The 21,200-nt window shown below is 68.5% G+C and carries 17 protein-coding genes; 14 read left to right on the top strand and 3 right to left on the bottom strand.

Annotated features, from left to right (window positions below; translation table 11 throughout):
- Nucleotides 1–202: 202 nt before the first annotated feature.
- The 11 genes from pdhA (at nt 203) to IE069_RS09360 (ending at nt 13,987) form a co-directional block, all read left to right on the top strand.
- The gene (gene pdhA / locus IE069_RS09410) at nt 203–1,327 is read left to right on the top strand and encodes a pyruvate dehydrogenase (acetyl-transferring) E1 component subunit alpha (protein ID WP_189349882.1); all 1,125 of its coding nucleotides are present in this window, start codon (nt 203–205) and stop codon (nt 1,325–1,327) included.
- The gene (locus IE069_RS09405; RefSeq protein ID WP_189350027.1) at nt 1,327–2,358 is read left to right on the top strand and encodes an alpha-ketoacid dehydrogenase subunit beta; all 1,032 of its coding nucleotides are present in this window, start codon (nt 1,327–1,329) and stop codon (nt 2,356–2,358) included. The genes pdhA and IE069_RS09405 overlap by 1 nt, the downstream gene beginning before the upstream one ends.
- Complete coding sequence (locus tag IE069_RS09400) at nt 2,352–3,695, top strand: dihydrolipoamide acetyltransferase family protein (protein ID WP_189349881.1); 1,344 nt, start codon at nt 2,352–2,354, stop codon at nt 3,693–3,695. The genes IE069_RS09405 and IE069_RS09400 overlap by 7 nt, the downstream gene beginning before the upstream one ends.
- 179 nt (nt 3,696–3,874) lie before the next feature.
- Entirely contained in the window at nt 3,875–5,503 is a 1,629-nt protein-coding gene (locus IE069_RS09395; RefSeq protein WP_189349880.1) for a peptide ABC transporter substrate-binding protein, read from the top strand.
- A 94-nt stretch (nt 5,504–5,597) separates the two neighbouring features.
- Nucleotides 5,598–6,521, top strand: a complete 924-nt coding sequence (locus tag IE069_RS09390; protein ID WP_189349879.1) for an ABC transporter permease — start codon at nt 5,598–5,600, stop codon at nt 6,519–6,521.
- On the top strand, nt 6,514–7,527 hold the full coding sequence (locus IE069_RS09385) for an ABC transporter permease (protein ID WP_189349878.1): 1,014 nt from the start codon (nt 6,514–6,516) through the stop codon (nt 7,525–7,527). Before IE069_RS09390 ends, IE069_RS09385 begins: the two co-directional genes overlap by 8 nt.
- Before the next feature lie 2 nt (nt 7,528–7,529).
- On the top strand, nt 7,530–9,173 hold the full coding sequence (locus tag IE069_RS09380; protein ID WP_229791055.1) for a dipeptide ABC transporter ATP-binding protein: 1,644 nt from the start codon (nt 7,530–7,532) through the stop codon (nt 9,171–9,173).
- A gap of 178 nt (nt 9,174–9,351) precedes the next feature.
- A complete protein-coding gene (locus IE069_RS09375; RefSeq protein ID WP_189349877.1) occupies nt 9,352–10,776 on the top strand; it encodes an extracellular solute-binding protein in 1,425 nt (474 codons plus the stop codon).
- Nucleotides 10,773–11,732, top strand: a complete 960-nt coding sequence (locus IE069_RS09370; RefSeq protein ID WP_189349876.1) for a carbohydrate ABC transporter permease — start codon at nt 10,773–10,775, stop codon at nt 11,730–11,732. The genes IE069_RS09375 and IE069_RS09370 overlap by 4 nt, the downstream gene beginning before the upstream one ends.
- 7 nt (nt 11,733–11,739) lie before the next feature.
- Nucleotides 11,740–12,615: a carbohydrate ABC transporter permease gene (locus tag IE069_RS09365; protein WP_189349875.1), complete on the top strand. Its 876-nt coding sequence runs from the start codon at nt 11,740–11,742 to the stop codon at nt 12,613–12,615.
- 25 nt (nt 12,616–12,640) lie between these two features.
- A complete protein-coding gene (locus IE069_RS09360) occupies nt 12,641–13,987 on the top strand; it encodes a glycoside hydrolase family 32 protein (RefSeq protein WP_189349874.1) in 1,347 nt (448 codons plus the stop codon).
- Nucleotides 13,988–14,012: 25 nt separating this feature from the next.
- Here IE069_RS09360 and IE069_RS09355 read toward each other — a convergent pair whose 3' ends face one another.
- The 3 genes from IE069_RS09355 to IE069_RS09345 all read right to left on the bottom strand — a co-directional run bounded on the left by IE069_RS09355 (nt 14,013) and on the right by IE069_RS09345 (nt 16,228).
- Nucleotides 14,013–15,044, bottom strand: coding sequence for a LacI family DNA-binding transcriptional regulator (locus IE069_RS09355; RefSeq protein ID WP_229791054.1), 1,032 nt, complete (start codon nt 15,042–15,044; stop codon nt 14,013–14,015).
- A gap of 10 nt (nt 15,045–15,054) precedes the next feature.
- Complete coding sequence (locus IE069_RS09350; RefSeq protein ID WP_189349873.1) at nt 15,055–15,519, bottom strand: GNAT family N-acetyltransferase; 465 nt, start codon at nt 15,517–15,519, stop codon at nt 15,055–15,057.
- A 94-nt stretch (nt 15,520–15,613) separates the two neighbouring features.
- The gene (locus tag IE069_RS09345; RefSeq protein WP_189349872.1) at nt 15,614–16,228 is read right to left on the bottom strand and encodes a TetR/AcrR family transcriptional regulator; all 615 of its coding nucleotides are present in this window, start codon (nt 16,226–16,228) and stop codon (nt 15,614–15,616) included.
- Nucleotides 16,229–16,355: 127 nt separating this feature from the next.
- Here IE069_RS09345 and IE069_RS09340 point away from each other — a divergent pair, with 127 nt between their 5' ends.
- The 3 genes from IE069_RS09340 to IE069_RS09330 are packed head-to-tail and all read left to right on the top strand — an operon-like array spanning nt 16,356 to nt 21,198.
- Nucleotides 16,356–17,963, top strand: a complete 1,608-nt coding sequence (locus IE069_RS09340; RefSeq protein ID WP_189350021.1) for a carboxyl transferase domain-containing protein — start codon at nt 16,356–16,358, stop codon at nt 17,961–17,963.
- 10 nt (nt 17,964–17,973) lie between these two features.
- A complete protein-coding gene (locus IE069_RS09335; RefSeq protein ID WP_189349871.1) occupies nt 17,974–20,031 on the top strand; it encodes an acetyl/propionyl/methylcrotonyl-CoA carboxylase subunit alpha in 2,058 nt (685 codons plus the stop codon).
- Nucleotides 20,032–20,034: 3 nt separating this feature from the next.
- Complete coding sequence (locus IE069_RS09330; RefSeq protein WP_189349870.1) at nt 20,035–21,198, top strand: acyl-CoA dehydrogenase family protein; 1,164 nt, start codon at nt 20,035–20,037, stop codon at nt 21,196–21,198.
- Nucleotides 21,199–21,200: the final 2 nt, after the last annotated feature.

Here is a 21,200-nt window from a genome sequence, read left to right as displayed (position 1 = left end):
CGGGGCGCCGGCTTTTGTGCGCCCGCCGCCGGCGGCGCCCGGCAGGCGGCGGCGCCGCGCCGACCAGCGACGTTGCCGCTTGAGCCGACTGTGAGTATCGTCACAGGTAAGTGTGGTGACCAGCCACATCGTCCGCACACCGGTACCGGCCACAAGCTCGGGCGCCGATGCGGCGGACAGCGCTGAAGCATAGGGAGACAACATGTCCCGAGAAGATGTACTGACCGCGGCGGATACCGCCTCCTCCGAACCGATCCAGCTCGTGGCCCCCGACGGGACCCGCCGCCGTCACGCCGAATTCGACGCGATGCTCGCGGACGTCAACGACGACGTCGTGGCCGACCTCTACGTCGACATGGTCGCGGTGCGCCGCATCGACACCGAGGCCACGCACCTGCAACGCCAGGGCGAACTGGCCCTCTGGCCGCCGCTCCTCGGCCAGGAGGCCGCGCAGGTCGGCTCCGCCCGGGCCCTGCGCGAGGACGACTTCGTGTTCACGTCCTACCGCGAGAACGGCGTGGCGTACTGCCGCGGCGTCGACCTCGAGGACATGCTCACGGTCTGGCGTGGGAACGCCTCCAGCGGGTGGGACCCGTACGGCATCAACATGGCCACCCCGCAGATCATCATCGGCGCGCAGACCCTCCACGCGACGGGCTACGCCATGGGGGTGAAGCTCGACGGCGGGGACCAGGCCGCCGTCGCCTACTTCGGAGACGGCGCCATCACGCAGGGCGATGTCAACGAGGCGCTGGGATTCGCCGCCAGCTACCAGGCCCCGGTCGTCTTCTTCTGCCAGAACAACCACTGGGCCATCTCGGAGCCGGTGGACCTGCAGTCGCGCGTTCCGATCGCGCAGCGGGCCGAGGGCTTCGGCATCCCGCATCTGCGCATCGACGGCAACGACATCCTGGCCGCCCTTGCCGCGACGCGCATCGCGCTCGAGCGTGCGCGCTCCGGCGGCGGCCCGACGTTCATCGAGGCCGTCACCTACCGGATGGGCCCGCACACCACCGCCGACGACCCGACCCGCTACCGGGACCAGGCGGAGCTCGACGAGTGGAAGGAAAAGGATCCGCTCACGCGGATCGAGGAGTACCTCCACACCCGCGGCATGGCCGTCGACGGCTTCCGCGAGGCGGCCCAGCACCGGGCAGACGACGTCGCCGAGAAGCTCCGCCGCGGCATCACCACGATGGCCGACCCGGAGTGGGCGGCCGTCTTCGAGAACGTGTACGCCGAAGACCACTCGTGGCTGAACCGCCAGCGCGAGCAGTACGGCCGCTACCAGAACCTGTTCGGCTCCGACGCGGGGGGAGAGGCATGATGACCACCCAGACGACCGGCACCAGCACCCTGACGCTCGGGAAGTCCATCAACCGCGGGCTGCACCACGCGCTCGCCGACGACGACAAGGTGCTCGTCATGGGCGAGGACGTCGGCAAGCTCGGCGGCGTCTTCCGCGTCACCGACGGGCTCCAGCAGGAGTTCGGCCCCGAGCGCGTGCTCGACTCGCCGCTGGCCGAATCCGGCATCGTGGGCACGGCCGTCGGGCTGGCCTACCGGGGTTTCCGCCCCGTCGTCGAGATCCAGTTCGACGGGTTCGTCTACCCGGCGTTCGACCAGATCGTCAGCCAGGTCGCGAAGCTCCGCTACCGCACGCAGGGGCGCGTGAGCATGCCGCTGACGATCCGCATCCCGTTCGGCGGCGGCATCGGCTCACCCGAGCACCACTCGGAATCGCCCGAGGCCTACTTCGCCCATACCGCCGGGCTGCGGGTCGTCTCGCCATCGAACCCCCAGGATGCGCACGTGATGATCCGGCAGGCGATCGCCTGCGACGACCCGGTGGTCTACTTCGAACCCAAGCGCCGCTACCACGAGAAGGGCGAGGTCGACGAGGGGGTCGATCTCGGTGCGCTGCCGCTCGGCGCCGCGCAGGTCGTGGTGGCGGGAAGCGACGTCACCCTGGTGACGTACGGGCCGCTGGTGAAGACCGCCTTGGATGTCGCGGCGGCTGCGGCCGACGAGGGCGTCTCGGTGGAGGTGATCGACCTGCGCTCGCTGTCGCCGATCGATTTCGCGCCCGTGGAGGCGTCGGTCCGCAAGACGGGTCGCGTGGTCATCACGCACGAGGCCGGACAGTTCGCCGGGCTCGGAGCGGAGATCGCGGCGAGCCTGACGGAGCGCTGCTTCTACCACCTCGAGCAGCCCCCGGTGCGTATCACGGGGTTCGACATCCCATATCCTCCATCGAAGCTGGAGCAGCACCACCTGCCGGATCTGGACCGCATCCTGGACGGGGTGGACCGCGTCATGGAACGCACCAACTCGTTGTCCGGAGGTGCGGCATGCTGAAGGTCTTCAACCTTCCGGACCTGGGCGAGGGCCTGACCGAATCCGAAGTGCTGACGTGGAAGGTCTCCGAGGGGGAGACGGTCGCCCTGAACCAGGTAATCGCCGACGTCGAGACCGCCAAGGCCGTCGTGGAGCTCCCGTGCCCGTTCGCGGGCGTCGTGGCGCAGATCTACGCGGAGCCGGGCACGGTCGTCGAGGTCGGCAAGCCGATGATCGCGATCGAGGTCGAGGGCGCCGAACCCTCCGCCGGCGCAGCCCCCTCCGGGGCCGCGGAGGCGGCTGGGGCACCGGCGCGGGAGCCCACCCTGGTCGGGTACGGCGCCGCGATCGAGTCCGGTGCGCGGCCGGCCCGCCGCCGTCGCACCGCCGTGCCTGCGGCCGGCGAGCAGCCGCAGTCGACGCCTGCACCCGTTGCGGTGGCCGAGCCGCCGGCAACCGAGGCGGAGGAGCCCGCACGGCCGGTCGAGCGCCCGCGGTCGACCCCGCCGGTGCGCAAGCTGGCGCGCGACCTCGGCGTGGACCTCGAAGCGCTCGCCGGCACTGGACCCGACGGGCTGATCACGCGCGACGACGTCCAGTCGGCCGGCGCGGCACCGTCCGCACCCGAGGTCGAGCGGGGGAGCGCGCCGTCGGCAGCGGGCGAGGAGCGGGTGCGGATCACCGGCATGCAGAAGGCGATGGCCTCGGCCATGGTCGAGAGCGCCTTCACGGCGCCGCACGCCACCGAGTTCCTGACAGTCGACGTGACCGAGAGTATGGAACTGCTCGAGAGGCTGCGTGCATCCCGCGCGTTCGAGGGCCTGAAGCTGACGCCGCTGACCCTGGTCGCCAAGGCGGCCTGCCTGTGGCTGGCCAAGACACCGGAGCTGAACTCGAAGTGGGACGGCGAAGCGGGGGAGATCGTCCGCTTCCGCGACGTGAACCTCGGCATCGCCGCGGCCACCGGCCGGGGGCTGCTGGTGCCCAACATCAAGGCCGCCAACCGGATGGATCTGGCGGAACTCGCGGCCGAGATGCGCGGACTGGTGGGGCGGGCGCGCGACGGCAAGACGTCGCCGCGGGAGCTGGCGTCCGGAACGTTCTCCATCACGAACATCGGTGTCTTCGGCATCGACGCCGGAACGCCGATCATCAATCCCGGCGAGGCGGGCATTCTCGCCATGGGACAGGTTCGCTCCCAGCCGTGGGAGCACCGGGGGGCCGTCGCGCTGCGGCAGGTGCTCACCTTGAGCTTGAGCTTCGATCATCGATTGGTCGACGGGGCCCAGGCTTCCCGGTTCCTGGCTGGAATCGCGGGCATTCTGCGCGATCCGGCTTCGCTTATCACGCACGTGTGATTTGCATCAAACGTTTCAAAGTCATAAATTTTCTGTTCAGATCCCATGACGTGGCCCACATGTGCCGTCCGGCACGTGTAGGCTCCCCGTGGGTTGAAACGCTGAGTTTCAGCAAGGGGGCGAAAGGTCTGCTTCAGATTCACGGGCCTTCGTCTGACCAAATGTCAAGGAGTTATTGAATGCGTATGAATCGCGTCTTGAAGGGCGTCGCCGTCACCTCGGCGCTCGCCCTGGCCCTGACCGCCTGCGGCGGCACCAGTGAGGGCGGTGAAGGCGGCGAAGCCGCCGGCGGCGTCGTGACTGCACACAACACCGAACCGCAGAACGGCCTGATTCCCACCAGCACCAACGAGGTGGGCGGCGGCCGCGTCGTCGACCTGATCTACCAGGGTCTGTACTCGTACGACGCCGACGGCGGGCTTCAGAAGGAGCTCGCGGAGTCGGTCGAGTCCGAGGACAACATCACCTGGACCATCAAGATCAAGGAGGGGGCGACCTTCTCCGATGGAACGCCCGTCACGGCGCAGTCCTTCGTGGACGCGTGGAACTACGGTGCCGATTCCGACAACGCCCAGAACAGCTCGTATTTCTTCGAGACCGTCAAGGGCTACGCCCAGTCCAATGACGACGGCGCCGACGAGCTCTCCGGCCTGACTGTCGTCGACGATCACACGTTCACGGTGGAACTGCTCGGCCCGGAAGCCGATTTCCCGCAGCGCCTGGGCTACTCGGCCTACATGCCCCTGCCGGAGGTCGCATTCGAGGACATGCAGGCGTTCGGTCAGGCGCCGGTGACCAACGGGCCGTACATCCTCGCCGAGGACGGCTGGAAGCACGAGGTCCAGATCGAACTCGTCCCGAACGAGGACTACGAGGGCCCGCGCGAGCCGGCCAACGAGGGCATCACGTTCACGATCTTCGACAACTACGACGCGGCGTACAACTCCCTGCTCTCGAATGAGCTGGACGTCCTCGGGGAGATGCCGCCGAGCGTCTTGGCGAACTACCAGGACGATCTCGAGGGCCGTAGCGTCAGCAAGGCCTATGCCGGCAACGCGACGATGGTCATCCCGAACTACATCGAGGAGTTCCAGGGCGAGGCGGGCCAGCTGCGCCGCCAGGCGATCTCCATGGCGATCAACCGCGAGCAGATCATCGAGCAGATCTTCATGGGGACCAAGGAGGTGGCCACGGAGTTCACCGCACCGGTTCTCGAGGGCTACAGCGAGGATATCCCCGGCAATGAGGTCCTCGAGTACAACCCGGAGAAGGCCAAGGAGCTGTGGGAAGAGGCCGATGCGATCTCGCCGTGGCCCGAGGACAAGGTGTTGAAGTACACCTCGAACACCGATGGCGCCGGCAACAAGGAGTACATCGAGGCAATCACGAACCAGTTGCGCACCAATCTGGACATCAAGGCCGAGCTCGACGCCAAGGCGACCTTCAAGGAGATGCGCAATCTGGTCGGCGAGGACGGCCTCGAAGGCGTTTCGCGCGCCGGCTGGAAGGGCGACTACCCGTCGCTGTACAACTTCCTCGGCCCGCTGTACGGCACCGGCGCGGGAGCGAACGACGGCCGCTACTCCAGTGAGGAATTCGACGCGAAGCTTCAGGAGGGTCTCGAGGCGGATTCGGTCGAAGACGCTGCGGTCAAGTTCAACGAGGCGCAGGAGATCCTCTTCCAGGACCTGCCGGTGCTGCCGCTCTGGTACCAGGCCGCTCAGGCCGGATGGAGCACCAACGTCGACAACGTCGAGCTGGGATGGGACGGGAAGCCGCTCTACCACCAGATCACCAAGGGCGAGTAATTCGTCTGACTAGGCATTCTGCCTGACCCCGACGGCGGGGCGGCGAGGACGATCTCCTTGCCGCCCCGTCGCACGTCTAAAGGAATCTTCCTCCATGTTGATGTATACCCTCAGGAGAGTCCTGCACATGGTCCCCGTCTTCTTCGGGGCCACGCTGCTGGTCTACTTCCTGGTCTTCGCAACGGGCGATCCGATCGCGGCGCTCTCCGGCGGCAAACCGATGTCGGATGCCGTCGAAGCCACTCTGCGCGCCCAGTACAACCTCGATCAGCCGTTCTGGGTCCAGTACGGCATCTACCTCAAGAACCTGCTCACTCTCGATCTCGGAACCACGTTCTCAGGCCAGTCCGTCAACGACGTCGTCGCTCGAGCCATGCCGGTCACCGCCCGCCTGGCCGTCATGGCGCTTGCGATCGAAGCGATCTTCGGCGTCGTCTTCGGTGTCTTCGCCGGCCTGCGCAAGGGCGGCATCTTCGACTCGACGGTCCTCGTGCTCTCGCTCGTCGTGATCTCCGTCCCGACCTTCGTCCTGGGCTTCGTCTTCCAGTTCGTCTTCGGCGTGAAACTGGACTGGACGTCTCCGACGGTCGGCCCTGATGCCGGATGGGGCGACCTGATCCTGCCCGCCACCGTACTCGGGCTGGTATCCCTCGCCTACGTGATCCGGCTCAGCCGCACGCAGATCGCGGAGAACCTCTCGGCGGACTTCGTCCGCACAGCGAGTGCCAAGGGGCTCACCCGGGGCCGTGTCGTCCTGGTTCACGTCCTGCGCAACTCATTGATCCCGGTAATCACCTTCCTCGGCGCCGACCTCGGAATGCTTATGGGCGGCGCGATCGTCACCGAGGGCGTCTTCAACGTCCCCGGCATCGGCAAGGTCCTCTTCGACGCCATCAAGATCGGTGAGAGCCCGACTGTCGTCGCCGTCGTCAGCGTCATGGTCCTGGTGTTCGTCGTCGCCAATCTGGCCGTGGATCTGCTCTACGCCCTGCTCGATCCGAGGATTCGATATGCCTGAGAATACTGAGAACATCGTCCGCAATGAGGCGAGTCCGAATGATGTCAAGCGTGCCGGCAAGGTGTCCAGACGGCATATCCCCCACTTCGTGGCCCCGCTCGAGGAGACGCCGCTGCAGGCTGTCGACTCCGTCAACGAGACAGCTGATCCGCTGAGTTTCTGGGCAGAGGCCTGGAGGAACCTGCGCCGCCAGCCGCTCTTCATCGTCTCCGCCGCGCTGATCCTGCTGATCGTCGTCGTGTCGATCTTTCCCCAATGGTTCACATCGGTGGATCCGCGAAGCTGCAGTCTGGACAATGCCCGCGGCGGAGCGGCGCCCGGGCACCCCCTGGGGTTCACCTATCAAGGCTGCGACGTCTACGCACGTGTGATCTTCGGTGCGCAGGCCTCGGTGCTCGTCGGTCTCTTCACGACGATCGGAGTCGTGATCGTCGGCGGCACCTTCGGGGCGCTCGCCGGCTACTACGGCGGCTGGATGGATGCCGTGCTGGCCCGCCTGGGCGACATCTTCTTCGCCCTGCCGCTGATTCTGGGGGCGATCGTCCTCATGCAGCTGCCCGCCTTCCGGGAGAACCAGAGTCCGTGGACTGTGACATTGACGCTGGTGGTCTTCGGCTGGCCCCAGGTCGCCCGCATCACCCGCGGCGCCGTGATCGAGGCGAAGGGCGCGGATTTCGTCATGGCCGCCCGTTCGCTCGGCGTCTCGAAGTTCGGCGCACTGGTCCGCCATGTGCTGCCGAACTCGCTCTCGCCGATCATCGTCGTCGCCTCGATCTCCCTCGGGACGTACATCGTCGCCGAGGCGACATTGTCCTTCCTGGGCATCGGCCTGCCCTCGTCGATCGTCAGCTGGGGCAACGACATCTCGGACGCCCAGATCTCGGTACGCAACAATCCCCAGATCCTGTTCTGGCCGGCACTCGCGCTGTCCATCACGGTGTTGAGCTTCATCATGCTCGGCGACGCTTTGCGCGACGCCCTGGACCCGAAGTCGCGGAAGGCCTAGCCATGGAAATGCAGAACAAGAACGAGCAGCCGCTGCTCGACATGCGGGACGTGGAGATCACGTTCAACACGGCGAACGGACCGGTCAAGGCCGTCCGCGGCGCCAACCTCTCGGTCATGCAGGGCGAGTCCGTCGCGATCGTCGGCGAGTCCGGCTCGGGCAAATCCACGATCGCCCTGGCGGCGATGGGGCTGCTGGCCAGGAACGGCAAGGTCACCGGCGGGCAGATCCTGTTCGACGGCAAGGACTACGCCGCCGCAAGCGACAAGGAGTTCCGCCACATCCGCGGCGATCAGATCGGCATGGTTCCGCAGGACCCGATGTCCAACCTGAACCCGGTGTGGAAGATCGGCTTCCAGGTGAAGGAGACGCTCAAGGCCAACGGCCTCGGCGGAGGGGACATGAACAAGAAGGTCGCCGAGGCCCTCGAGAATGCCGGCCTGCCGGACGCCGAGCGGCGCGCGGGGCAGTATCCGCACGAGTTCTCGGGCGGCATGCGTCAGCGCGCGCTGATCTCGATCGGCCTCTCCTGCCGGCCGCGCCTGCTCGTCGCGGATGAGCCGACCTCGGCCCTGGACGTCACTGTGCAGCGGCAGATCCTCGACCATCTGGACAATATGACGGCCGAGCTCGGCACCGCGGTCCTGTTCATCACGCACGATCTCGGCCTGGCCGCCGAGCGCGCGGAGAAGGTCGTGGTCATGTACAAGGGCCAGGTCGTCGAATCGGGCCCGGCCATCGACCTGCTGCGCAACCCGCAGCATCCGTACACCAAGCGCCTGATCGACTCGGCGCCGTCGTTGTCGTCCCACCGCATGGAGAACGAGGCGGCAGCGCAGAAATCGGCGTCCGGCACGGACAACGTGCTAGAGATCGAGAACCTCACCAAGGTCTTCAAGATCCGCGAGAAGGGCCTGAAGAAGTCGGACTTCCTGGCCGTCGACGACGTCTCCTTCAACGTCAGGCGCGGGACGACGACGGCGGTGGTCGGCGAGTCCGGCTCCGGCAAGTCTACCGTGGCCAAGATGGTCCTGAACCTGCTCGAGCCGACGAGCGGGACCATCCGGTTCGACGGCGAGGACATGGGCCGGCTCAGCGAGAAGGAGCTCTTCCGGTTCCGCCGCCGCGTGCAGCCGATCTTCCAGGATCCGTACGGTTCGCTGGACCCGATGTATAGCATCTTCCGCACCATCGAGCAGCCGCTGAAGATCCACGGCATCGGCGATGCCAGGTCGCGGCAGAACAAGGTCAAGGAGCTGCTCGAGCACGTCTCGATGCCGGCCTCGACGATGCACCGCTTCCCGAACGAGCTCTCGGGCGGGCAGCGCCAGCGCATCGCGATCGCGCGCGCACTGGCGCTCGAGCCGGAGGTCATCATCTGCGACGAGGCCGTCTCGGCCCTCGACGTGCTGGTGCAGGCCCAGGTCCTCGAGCTGTTGAACAAGCTGCAGGCGGAGCTGGGGCTGAGCTACCTGTTCATCACCCACGACCTCGCCGTGGTCCGCCAGATCGCCGACGACGTCGTGGTCATGAAGGACGGGCAGCTGGTCGAATCCGGCAAGACGGACGACATCTTCGCGACTCCGCAGACGGAGTACACGTCCAACCTCCTGGACGCGATCCCCGGCGGTCAGCTGCTGGTCTAGAAACCAGATCCGACCAGCACGTCGAGCGGCTGCGGCCGGCCACGCAAGTGGCCGGCCGCAGCCGCTTTCCTTGTCCCGGTCCGTACCGGGCGGCACGAGGCTGTGGTGTGATGCTTGACACCATCGAGGTGCCGAGGCTACCTTTATGGCCAGACCTGACACGTGTTAGGAAGGGACCATGAAACAACTGATCGGCGGATCGACCGCCAGAACGCTCACCCGGCGCAGCGCGTTGACGCTGGGCGGCCTCGGGCTGGCCGGGGTCACGATCGGGGCCTGGCCGCGGCTGACCGGGAGCGACATTCCCGGCCGCAAGGCCGAGGGGCTCACCATCGCCATCCTGGGCAACAGTGCCGACGCCGAAGGGCGCCGCGGACTGGCCGAGGAGTTCCACCGCGAGTTCCCCGAAATCGACGTCCACATCCAGGCCATCCAGGGCGCCGACTGGAAGGACTTCTTCGCGAAGATCCTCACCATGGTGGCCGCAGGGAGTCCGCCGGACATCGTCTACGTGGCGACGGAAGGCGCGCAGCTTTTCGCCGAGAAGCTGGCCGAGCCCCTCGACGACTACATCCGTCGCGACGCGGACGAGCTGCGGGAGTACTTCGACGACGTGCACCCGAGCCTCGTCGAGGCGTTCATGTACCAGGGCAGCCTCTTCCAACTGCCCATCGATTGGAACGCCGCGGACATGTATCTGAACACCAGCACGCTGCACGAGGCCGGCCTGGATCGCCCGGCGGACGACTGGACCCAGGACGACTTCACCGAGATGCTCCGGGCGATGAAGAAGTCCCAGGGAGCCGGCTTCACGCCGTTCTACTGGACCAACCGCCTGTTCGGAGGCATCGTGCCGTGGCTCTACAACAACGACACCTCGTTCCTGACCGAGCGCAAGGCGCCGGGCGGCGACTGGCTGTGGGACGGTTTCTACCCCGATGATCCGGCCCGCTCCACCCGCGGTGGCGGCTTCATCTGGGACGGATCCAACGCCCTCGACGAGCGCGTCTTCGAATCCTTCGACTACATGCGCGAGCTTGTGGACGAAGGCCTCGGCGTCCGCCCGGAGGGAGGGGGCGGCAATTCGCTCGTCGGCCTCTTCTCCAGCGGCCGTGTCGGTGCGACGCCGGCCGGAGGCTACTGGGCGCAGGGCCTGCACGAGGCGGGCATGGGGAGCGACGACTTCGACGTCCAGTTCTTCCCGCGCAACCGCACCCAGCGCCACCAGTTCGGCACGGCCGGGTACGCGATCATGCGCACGGCTCAGAACAAGGACGCGGCGTGGGAATGGCTGAAGTTCTCCGCCCGGCGCGAGTCGATGGAGATGGCGATGCCGGCTCCGACGACGACGCCGACCCGCCGGTCGATGGTCAACGCGTCGTTCTACGCGGAGACCGGGCCCAATAACTGGCAGGTCTTCTACGAGACCCTGGACCGCTTCCCGTCGTCGGGCCCGATCCCCGCGCCGCCGGAGCAGGCGGCGGTGGAGAACGCCCTGATCAAGAACGTCACCAATGCGGTGAGCGGTTCCTCGCGGCAGACGCGCGCCGCGCTGCAGAACCTGGACCGCGACCTCAACCTAGTCCTCGGGAGCAGCCGATGAGCGACACGACCACCGACCGGATCGCCGCAGGGAGCTCCGGGACCTCCCCAGTCGGCGTCCGGCGGAAACCCGCACCGCGCGGCCGACGGAAGAAGAACCTGTTCGCCTGGGTGCTGCTGGCACCCACGATCGTCGGCATGGGCATCTTCACCATCGTGCCGATCATCGGCTCGCTCCTGCTGGCCTTCTTCCGCTGGGACATCATCTCCCGGCCCGAGTTCGTCGGCCTCGCGAACTTCGCCGACATCGCACTGGACCCGACGGTGCGCGTCAGCTTCCTGAACACCATCGTGTTCGTCGTCGTCGCGGTGACGCTCCAGCTGAGCATCGCCCTGGTGCTGGCCAGCATGATCCAGGAGAGGATGCCCGACTGGCTCCGGGTCTTCTTCCGGTCCACGTTCTTCTTCCCGCTGGTGCTCTCCGCCGCGTCGGTGTCCATCTTCATGGGCTACCTGTTCAACGAGCAGTTCGGCGTCGTGAACTGGCTCATCGGCCTGGTGGGCATGGCCCCCGTGCCGTGGCTCACGACGCCGGCTGGTGCGGCCGCCGTCGTCATCATCGTCTACGTGTGGCAGAACTTCGGGTTCTCCTTCCTGCTCTTCGTCGGCGGACTGGGCAATATTCCCAAGGATGTCTACGAGGCGGCGGAACTGGACGGAGCCTCCGGGATCAAGAAGTTCATGAACGTGACCATGCCCCTGCTGAGCCCCACCACGCTGGTCGCCTCCGTCATGGCCGTGATCACGGCACTGCAGGTCTTCGACCAGCCGTACGTGCTGACACGCGGCGGCCCGGGCGACTCCACCCGCAGTGCCGTGATGGTCGTCTTCGAGTCGGCCTTCGAGCAGCTCGAGTTCGGCCGCGCGTCGGCGATCGGCCTGGTCCTGATGCTGCTCATCATGGCCGTGACTTACGTGCAGTTCCAGCTCAGCCGTCGATTCGTCTTCTACCAGTGAGGCTCGCATGACTACCCAGATCGAGAAGAACGCCTCTCCGCAGGTGCGCCGGAAGGTGCGCAGGCCCGTCACCGGCGCCTTCATCGGGCGGCTCGCGGTGCTCCTGGTCGCCGCCGTGCTGACGCTCGGACCCGTGATGTGGACCCTGTCGACCTCACTGCGGCTCCCCTCGGAATCGTTCGACCTTCCCCCGCGGTTCATCCCCTGGGACCCGGACTTCACCTCCTACTCCGAGGTCTTCGCGCAGATCGACATGATCCGGCTGGTCGTGAACTCCGCGTTGATGACCGGATTCATCGCCGCGGGCCAGATGATCACGGCGGCCATGGCCGGCTACGCGTTCGCGCGCCTGAAGTTCAAGGGCAACAGGCTTCTCTTCGGGCTCGTCCTGGCCACCATGATGATCCCCGTCCAGGTCACGATCGTGCCCGTGTTCATGATCATCCGCGGCATGGGGCTGGCGGACACGCTCCTGGCTCTGATCATCCCGGCGATCCCGACGGCGTTCGGCACGTTCCTCATGCGCCAGTACTTCATGGGCGTCCCGGCCGAGCTCGCCGAGGCGGCCGAGATCGACGGCGCCAGCCAGTGGCGGATCTTCCGCTCCGTGTACCTGCCGCTGGCGACGCCCGGGATGGCGATCGTCGGCATCCTCGCCTTCAACTACCACTGGAACGAATTCTTCCGACCGCTCATCCTCACCATCTCCGAGGAGAACTTCACCCTGCCGCTCGGGCTCGTGTCCCTGCAGGGGAACATGGGCACCGGCAGCATCTCCGTGGTGCTCGCCGGCGTGATCCTTTCCATGCTCCCCGCGCTGGTCGTGTTCTTCTTCGGCCAGCGGAGCCTGCGGGCCGGCCTCACCGCCGGCGTCGGAAAGTAGCCCACCCCACATGAAAGGACAGCTTGTGACCACCCAGGCCGACCAGAACCGGCGCGGCAGCGCTGCCGGCCCCGCCGACCCGATCCGGCCCGTCATCCACCCCCGGCCGCGGGCGGGCTGGCTCAACGACCCGAACGGACTCATCCGCCACGACGGCCGCTACCACGTCTTCTGCCAGTACAACCCGGACTCGGCCCGGCACCACCGGATCGCGTGGGCCCATCTGAGCTCCGCCGACCTGGTGTCCTGGCGCGAGCACCCGGTCGCGATCGTCCCGCAGGACGGGGCCGAGGACGCGTTCGGCTGCTGGTCCGGCGTCGCGGTCGACGACGGCGGCACGCCCACGCTCGTCTACACGGGCGTGCGCCAGGAGGGCGGCACGTCCTCCGTCCTGCTCGCCCGCAGCAGCGACGCCGGCCTCGACACGTGGGAGAAGGAGCCCGTCCCCGCCACCGGCATGCCCGAGGGCGAATCGTTCACGGACGTGCGCGACCCGTTCCTCTTCACGTTCGGCGGCCGCCGCTACGCCCTCCAAGGCGCGGGATCGCGCGGCGGCGATCCGGCCGTGCTGCTCTACGACGCGGAGGACCTGACGACCTGGCGGTACCTGGGCCGCTTCCTCGATCAGGGCGACCCCGTGGCGCGCCAGCTGGCCGAGGCCGAGATCTGGGAGTGCCCGCAGCTGGTCCGGCTCGATGGGCGCTGGGTCCTGCTGCTGTCCCTCTGGCGGTGGGTGGGCGGCAGCCACCGGCTCGACAGCGTCGCTTGGCTGGTCGGCGACATCGACACCGACGAAAGCGGCGCGCCCGTCCGGTTCGCAGCCGCATCGGGTGGTCCGGCCGACACCGGGCCGGACTTCTACGCGCCGCAGGCGCTCGTGGACGAGGACCGGGTCCTGCTGTGGGGCTGGTCGTGGGAGGGGCGCGAGGAATCGTTCGCCGATGCGTCCGGCTGGGCCGGGGTGCTCACGCTGCCCCGGACGATAGGGCTGGAGTCCGAGCGTCTCGTCGTCGCGCCGGCGCCCGAGCTGGAGGCCCTGCGCGGGGACCGCGCGACGCTCGAGCCCGGCACGCTCCATCCCGTACCCGACCCGGCGGAAATCGTCGTGGGCTTGGGCGCGGGGTCGGACGCCGGGATCGAGGTGCTGCTGGTTTCGGACGCGGGGGAGCGGTCCGTGCTGGAACTGCCGGCCGCGGGTGCCCGCGTCTACATCGACCGCAGCATCGTCGAGGCGTTCCGGGAAGGCGGTGTGCCGCACACGGTGCGCGCCTACCCCGTCGCGGGGGAGACGTGGGCGGTGCGTGTCACGGGTGCCGCGGCCGACGTCTGGGCCCTGAAGGCGATGGCCGTGGACTACCGCGCCGAGGACTGAGTCGGAGGGGGCGGTTCGCGGCTCGTCAGGCCCGGGCGGCGGGCCCCGTCGAGCCCCTGACCACGAGCGGGCACTCCAGAAGCGTGGTCTCCGCACCGATCTCCGCGTTCGAGTCGAGGGCGGCGATGATCCGCTCGGCGGCGACACGGCCCATGCCCTCGTGCGGCAGGGCCATCGTGGTCAGGCCCGGGACCGTGGCGTCGGCGAGGTGGCGCTGGTCGTCGTAGCCCATGATCGAGATGTCGCCGGGGACGTCGAGGCCGGCGGTCCGGGCCGCGAGCAGGGCCCCCGTCGCGACGCGGTCGCTCGCGCAGAACACGGCGTCGGGGCGCGGCCCGTTCTCCGGAGCGAACAGGGCCTCGGCGGCCCGGAATCCGTCATCGATGTCCCACCCCGCCTCGACGACCTCACCGGGCGGCAGCCCCGCTGCGGCCAGCGCCGCCTGGAACCCGCGGATGCGGGCGGGGCGGGCGTCGACGTCCACGCCTCCGCCGATCCAGACGATCCTCCGGTGTCCCAGGGAGATCAGGTGCTCCGTGGCTTCGCGGCCGCCGCGCACCTCGTCGGGGATGATCGCGCCCATCGTTCCCGCGGCGTCGCGGCAGTTGGCCAGGACGGAGGGCTGCAGGCGCAGGCCGTCCGGGACGACGATGGTCCGCAGCGACTGGGTGGCGAGGATGAGCCCGTCGACCCGCCGCCGGCGCAGCTCGTCGATGAAGTGGGTGGTGTCGGCGGCCGGCCCGCCGGCGTCGGCGATGACCGTCAGGTACCCGTGCCCGGCGGCGGCCTGCGACGCGCCGGCCAGCATGCGGCCCGCGAAGGGGCTCGAGGCGGCTTCGTCGGTCACGATCCCGATCATCCGCGAGCGCTGGCGGCGCAGGCCGGACGCGATCGGGTGCGGCGTGTACTCGAGCTCCGCGGCCGCCCGGCGGATGCGTTCCTGCATGTCCGGCGAGACGTTGCCGTCGGCGTTGCCGTTCATGACCATGGAGACGGCGCTGCGGGATGCTCCCGCATGCTTGGCCACATCCTGGGCGGTGGGGCGTCGGTTGGGCACGTGGGGCTCCCTAGGAGAGCTCCATGATGAGTTCCTTCACGACGGCGGCGCGTGCGTTGGCGAAGCCGTCCGCCTCGCCGACGACCACGAAGCCGCGGCGTTCGAGCACCTTCTGCGAGCCGATGTTGTCCGTGACGACGCGCGCGCGGATGGGGCGCTGAGTGAACTCCGCGAGGAACGCGTCCACTGCGCTCGTGGTCACGCCCTGGCTCCAGTAGGCCTTCTCGGTCCAGAAGCTGATCTCGGGGTACCCGTCGTTCGGGTAGGCCATCACGGATCCGACGACCTTGCCGTCGTGCTCGATGGTGCGCACCGTGACGTCGGGGTCGGACAGCATGGACGACCAGTGGTGGTCGAAGACGCCGCGGTCGGACGGGTTCTTGGCGGTAAATCCTGCCATGATGTTGGCCTCGGGGTCCTGCTGGTGCTCAAAAAACCAGTCGAGATCCGCTGGCTCCACGGGGCGTAGGTTCACGGCGTTCCTCTTTCTCTGTCCGGCGCCCGTGACGAGCGGCGCCTGTTCAGGGGCATCACTGGGTGTCGCGGTGCTCGCGCGACACGGTCTGTGTCTAGGGTACCGGTGCTGAGAGGGCTGCCCATGCCATCGCGACGAGACGTGACCTCTGAGTCGAGGACTCCTCTCTGGTGTTTGAGTGCGGCGTCGAGTTCAGCAGTCCGAAGACCGCCTGAGCGCGCTGCCTGGCGCCGTCGGAGCTCTCGCGGGGATGGAGCCGCTGCAGCTGATCGGTCCACACGCCGATGTAGTCGCGCTGCAACTGGCGGACCAGGGCGGCGCTCTCGTCGTCGAGATTGCCCAGGTCGCGGTCCTGGACCCGGATGACGTCGGCGTTGGACAGCGCGAAGTCGGCCTGGAACTCGACGAGGCGCTGCAGGACGATGTCGGGTTCGAGGCCCTCGTCGGCGACCATCGTGCTGCCGTCGAGCAGGGAGCGGCTGACTCCGAGCAGGAGGGCCGCAAGGACGGCCTGCTTGTTCGCGAAGTGCCGGTAGACCGCCGGCCCGCTCACGCCGCAGGCGGCGCCGAGGTCTTCGATCGACACGCCGCGGTAGCCGTGGTCCGCGAAGAGGCGCGCGGCCGCGTCGAGGTAGGCCGTGCGGCGCTCCTCCTTGGCCTGGCGCCGGTCGCCCGGGGAGTCGGTCTCGGAGAGCGGGAATTCAGTCATATCCGGTCCTGTTGGTGATGGTGGTTCCGCAGTTTATGTGCCCTGCCTCACTGAAATGCTGGACACGTGCAGTTAATCAACACTAACCTGTTTCATAGTTAGTGATCCTTAACTTTGAAAGTTGATGATGGAGACTCTGCACACGCACGTCGACCCGGCCTCCGCCTCCTTCGCCGCGAACGCGGCGGGGCAGCGCGAGCTCGCCGTCGAGCTCGAGGAGCGCCTGCGCCGCGCGGGGCGCGGCGGAAGCGCGAAGTCGCGGGAGCGCCATCTGGCCCGGGGCAAGCTGCTGCCGCGCGAACGCGTCAACCGCCTCCTGGACGACGGATCGCCCTTCCTGGAGGTCGCTCCGCTCGCCGCCGAGGACATGTACGACGGCGAGGCGCCGGCTGCCGGCGTCATCGCCGGCGTCGGCCTGATCCACGGCCGCCACGTCATGGTGGTCTGCAACGATGCGACGGTCAAGGGCGGAACGTACCTGCCGATGACCGTGAAGAAGCACCTGCGCGCCCAGGAGATCGCCCGCGAGAACCGCCTCCCGTGCGTCTACCTGGTCGATTCGGGCGGCGCGTTCCTGCCCAAGCAGGACGAGGTCTTCCCGGACCGCGACCATTTCGGGCGCATCTTCTACAACCAGGCGCAGCTCTCCGCGGCCAAGATCCCGCAGATCGCCGCCGTGCTCGGATCCTGCACGGCCGGCGGGGCGTACGTCCCGGCCATGAGCGACGAGACGGTCATCGTGCGCAACCAGGGGACGATCTTCCTCGGCGGTCCTCCGCTGGTGAAGGCGGCCACCGGCGAGGTCGTCACGGCGGAGGAGCTCGGCGGCGGCGACGTGCACGCGAAGACCAGCGGCGTCGTCGACCACCTCGCGGAGACCGACGAGCACGCCCTCCAGATCGTCCGGGACATCGTGGAGACGCTCCCGCCGCTCGGCAGGCCGGCGTGGGACGTGCAGGAGATCGCCGAACCCCAGGCCGATCCGGGACAGATCTACGGGGTCGTCCCGGTGGACGTGAATGCGGGCTACGACGTGCACGAGGTCATCGCCCGGATCGTCGACGGCAGCGGATTCCACGAGTTCAAGGCCAACTACGGGGCGAGTCTGGTGACAGGGTTCGCGCACATCCACGGCCACCCCGTGGGCATCGTCGCCAACAACGGCATCCTGTTCGCCGAATCGGCCCAGAAAGGCGCGCACTTCATCGAGCTGTGCGACCAGCGGGGCATCCCGCTGGTGTTCCTGCAGAACATCTCCGGGTTCATGGTGGGCCGCGAGTACGAGGCCGGCGGCATCGCCAAGCACGGCGCCAAGATGGTCACGGCCGTGGCGACCTGCCGCGTCCCGAAGCTGACGGTCGTCATCGGCGGCTCGTTCGGCGCGGGCAACTACTCGATGTGCGGGCGGGCCTATTCGCCCCGCTTCCTCTGGATGTGGCCCGCCGCGCGGATCTCGGTGATGGGCGGCAACCAGGCGGCCAGCGTGCTCTCCACGGTCCGCCGCGACGGCCTGGAGGCCCGCGGCGAGACCTGGAGCGAGGCCGCCGAGGAGGAATTCAAGAAGCCCATCCGCGACCAGTACGAGTCGCAGGGCAACCCGTACTACTCGACCGCGCGGCTGTGGGACGACGGCATCATCGACCCGGGCGACACGCGCCGGGTCCTCGGCCTCGCGCTCGACGTCTGCTCCCGCCAGCCCCTGCCGGACACCAGCTTCGGCGTCTTCCGAATGTAGGGCCCACACCATGACTGAACTCTTCGACACCGTCCTGATCGCCAACCGCGGCGAGATCGCGGTCCGCATCATCCGTACCCTGCAGCGCCTGGGGATCCGTACCGTCGCGGTCTTCGCTCCCGACGACGCCGACGCGCTGCATGTGCGCCTCGCCGACGAGGCCGTCGCGCTCGGCGACTCCGGGCACACGAGCGCGGCCGAGACCTACCTGGACATCGAGGCCGTCGTGGACGCCTGCCGCCGCACCGGCGCCCGCGCCGTGCACCCCGGCTACGGCTTCCTGTCGGAGAACGTCGGCTTCGCCCGCGCGCTCGAGGCGGCCGGCATCGCGTTCATCGGCCCGCCCAGTGAATCCATCAACCTCATGGGCGACAAAATCCGCTCCAAGAACCACGTGCTGACACACGGCGTCCCGGTGGTCCCCGGCATCGCCGAGCCCGGCCTGAGCGACACGCAGCTGATCGCCGCCTCCGAGTCGATCGGATTCCCGCTGCTCATCAAACCGTCCGCCGGCGGTGGAGGCAAGGGCATGTTCGCCGTCCAGACCGCGGAGGGGCTCCCGGAGGCCCTGGCCTCGGCCCGGCGCACGGCGGCGAGCGCGTTCGGCGACGACACCCTCTTCCTGGAGCGCCTGGTGACCAACCCCCGGCACATCGAGGTCCAGGTCCTCGCCGATTCCCACGGGAACACGGTCCACCTGGCCGAGCGCGAGTGCTCGCTGCAGCGCCGCCATCAGAAGGTCGTCGAGGAGGCCCCGGCACCGCTGCTCGAGGGCCTGGGGGCCAAGGGTGAGCGGATCCGCGCCGAGCTCGGTGCGGCCGCCGTGCGCGCCGCCGAGTCGGTCGGCTACCGCGGCGCGGGCACGGTCGAGTTCCTGGTCTCCGACGACAATCCGGACGAGTTCTTCTTCATGGAGATGAACACGCGCCTGCAGGTCGAGCACCCGGTGACCGAGGAGGTCATCCGCGTGCGCGGGCGGAAGCTGGACCTCGTCGAGCAGCAGGTCCGCATCGCCGCCGGGCACGCCCTCGACTTCGCCCAGACGGAGGTCGGGATCGAGGGGCACGCGATCGAGGCGCGCGTCTACGCCGAGGACCCCGGCGCCGGCTTCCTGCCCTCCAGCGGATTCGCCTTCCGCGTCGACCTGCCGGACCGCGACGGCGTCCGGGTCGACTCGGCGCTCGGCGCGTCGGGGACGATCAGCCCCAGCTTCGACCCGATGATCGCCAAGGTCATCGCCCGCGGCGCCGACCGTGCGGAGGCGCTCGGGCTCCTCGACGCCGCGCTGGCCGACTCGGTCATCCTCGGCGTCGCCACGAACGTCGAGTACCTGCGCTTCCTGCTCGCCGACGACGACGTCGCCGCCGGCCGTCTGGACACCAACCTGATCGAGCGGCGCGGCGCGTTCACCCCGCGCGCGCTGACGGCGGGGGAGCAGCGCTTCGCTGCCGAAGCGCTCGAGCACCTCGGCCGGGCGCCGGTCATCCGCGATGCCGGCGTGGAGCCGCCCCCCGGGCCATGGCAGCTGGGCGACGGGTGGCGCGTCGGCGAGCACCGGCGTCGTACCCTTCACCTCGAGATCGACGGCGACGCCGTGAGCGTCGCCCCGGACGGCGAGACCGGAGACCGGTTCTCCGGGACGGAGCACGAGGCGCGGCTCTCCGACGGCGGCACGGGACCCGCCGTCGTCGTCCGGGCGCCGGGGGGCGGGGGATGGTTCGCCTCCGGCGGCCGCGCCGTACCCGTCCGGCTGCTGGACCGCCGCGAGAAGCTGCACCGCGACCTGGCCCTGATCGAACGCGAGGTGGCCGGGGGAGACCCCGACGCCAGAGCGCCGATGCCCGGGGCGGTCGTCTCCGTCTCGGTCGCCACCGGCGACCGTGTGGAGGCCGGACAGTCGCTGCTGGCCGTCGAGGCGATGAAGATGGAGCACCCGCTGCTCGCGGCGATCTCCGGCACCGTCACGGTGCACGCGGCCGTCGGGGACCAGGTGAAGAAGGACCAAGTACTCGCGAGCGTCGAACCCGGCGCCGCCCATGGAGAGACAACGACTGGCGAAGGAGCCTGAAACATGCCGAATTTCGAGCTGGAAGAGGAATACCAGGACCTCGTCGACACCGTCCGCGACTTCGCCGACGAGGTGATCGCGCCGGTCTCGGCGAAACACGACGAGGAGCACAGCTTCCCGTACGAGATCGTCGCGCAGATGGGGCAGATGGGCCTGTTCGGCCTCCCGTTCCCGGAGGAGCACGGGGGCATGGGCGGCGACTACTTCGCCCTGTCGCTGGCGCTGGAGGAGATCGCGCGCGTGGACCAGTCGTGCGCCATCACGCTCGAGGCCGGCGTCTCCCTCGGCGCCATGCCGGTCTACCGGTTCGGCACCGACGAGCAGAAGGCCAAGTGGCTGCCGAAGCTCGCCTCCGGCGAGGCGCTCGCCGGGTTCGGGCTGACCGAGTCCGAGGCCGGCTCCGACGCGTCCGGCACGCGCACCACGGCGAAGCTGGAGAACGGCGAGTGGGTCATCAACGGCACCAAGGAGTTCATCACCAACTCCGGCACCGACATCACCCAGCACGTCACCGTCACCGCCGTGACCGGGACCAGCGAGCGCGAGGACGGGAGCGTCAAGAAGGAGATCTCCACGATCATCGTCCCCACGGACACCGAGGGATTCACGGCCGAGCCCGCGTACAACAAGGTCGGCTGGAACGCCTCCGACACCCACCCGCTGACCCTGAAGAACGTGCGTGTGCCCGAGGAGAACCTGCTCGGCGTCCGCGGCCGGGGCTACGCCAACTTCCTGTCGATCCTCGACGAGGGCCGCATCGCCATCGCCGCCCTCGCGACCGGCGCCGCGCAGGGCTGCGTCGACGAGTCCGTCCGCTACGCCAAGGAGCGGGAGCAGTTCGGCCGGAACATCGGCTCCAACCAGGCGATCCAGTTCAAGATCGCGCGCATGCAGACCCGGGCGCACACCGCCCGCCTGGCCTACTACAAGGCGGCCTCCAACATGTTGGCCGGCAAGCCGTTCAAGACGGAGGCGGCGATCGCCAAGCTGGTTGCCGGCGAGGCCGCGATGGACAACGCCCGCGACGCCACCCAGGTGTTCGGCGGGTACGGATTCATGAACGAGTTCCTGGTCTCCCGCCACTACCGCGACTCGAAGATCCTCGAGGTCGGGGAGGGGACCACCGAGGTCCAGCTCATGCTGATCGCACGCGAACTGGGGCTGTAGAG

Origin of the sequence: Zhihengliuella salsuginis (assembly GCF_014651715.1) — a bacterium.
In the GTDB taxonomy this organism is placed as follows: domain Bacteria; phylum Actinomycetota; class Actinomycetes; order Actinomycetales; family Micrococcaceae; genus Zhihengliuella; species Zhihengliuella salsuginis.
The sequence above is the reverse complement of the archived record's forward strand: the minus strand, read 5'-3'. Positions and strand labels throughout refer to the sequence as shown.

Coding starts and splice junctions, on each gene's coding strand:
- pdhA (WP_189349882.1), top strand. CDS start 203: ATGTCCCGAGAAGATGTACTGACCGCGGCGGATACCGCCTCCTCCGAA.
- IE069_RS09405 (WP_189350027.1), top strand. CDS start 1,327: ATGACCACCCAGACGACCGGCACCAGCACCCTGACGCTCGGGAAGTCC.
- IE069_RS09400 (WP_189349881.1), top strand. CDS start 2,352: ATGCTGAAGGTCTTCAACCTTCCGGACCTGGGCGAGGGCCTGACCGAA.
- IE069_RS09395 (WP_189349880.1), top strand. CDS start 3,875: ATGCGTATGAATCGCGTCTTGAAGGGCGTCGCCGTCACCTCGGCGCTC.
- IE069_RS09390 (WP_189349879.1), top strand. CDS start 5,598: ATGTTGATGTATACCCTCAGGAGAGTCCTGCACATGGTCCCCGTCTTC.
- IE069_RS09385 (WP_189349878.1), top strand. CDS start 6,514: ATGCCTGAGAATACTGAGAACATCGTCCGCAATGAGGCGAGTCCGAAT.
- IE069_RS09380 (WP_229791055.1), top strand. CDS start 7,530: ATGGAAATGCAGAACAAGAACGAGCAGCCGCTGCTCGACATGCGGGAC.
- IE069_RS09375 (WP_189349877.1), top strand. CDS start 9,352: ATGAAACAACTGATCGGCGGATCGACCGCCAGAACGCTCACCCGGCGC.
- IE069_RS09370 (WP_189349876.1), top strand. CDS start 10,773: ATGAGCGACACGACCACCGACCGGATCGCCGCAGGGAGCTCCGGGACC.
- IE069_RS09365 (WP_189349875.1), top strand. CDS start 11,740: ATGACTACCCAGATCGAGAAGAACGCCTCTCCGCAGGTGCGCCGGAAG.
- IE069_RS09345 (WP_189349872.1), bottom strand. CDS start 16,228: ATGACTGAATTCCCGCTCTCCGAGACCGACTCCCCGGGCGACCGGCGC.
- IE069_RS09340 (WP_189350021.1), top strand. CDS start 16,356: ATGGAGACTCTGCACACGCACGTCGACCCGGCCTCCGCCTCCTTCGCC.
- IE069_RS09335 (WP_189349871.1), top strand. CDS start 17,974: ATGACTGAACTCTTCGACACCGTCCTGATCGCCAACCGCGGCGAGATC.
- IE069_RS09330 (WP_189349870.1), top strand. CDS start 20,035: ATGCCGAATTTCGAGCTGGAAGAGGAATACCAGGACCTCGTCGACACC.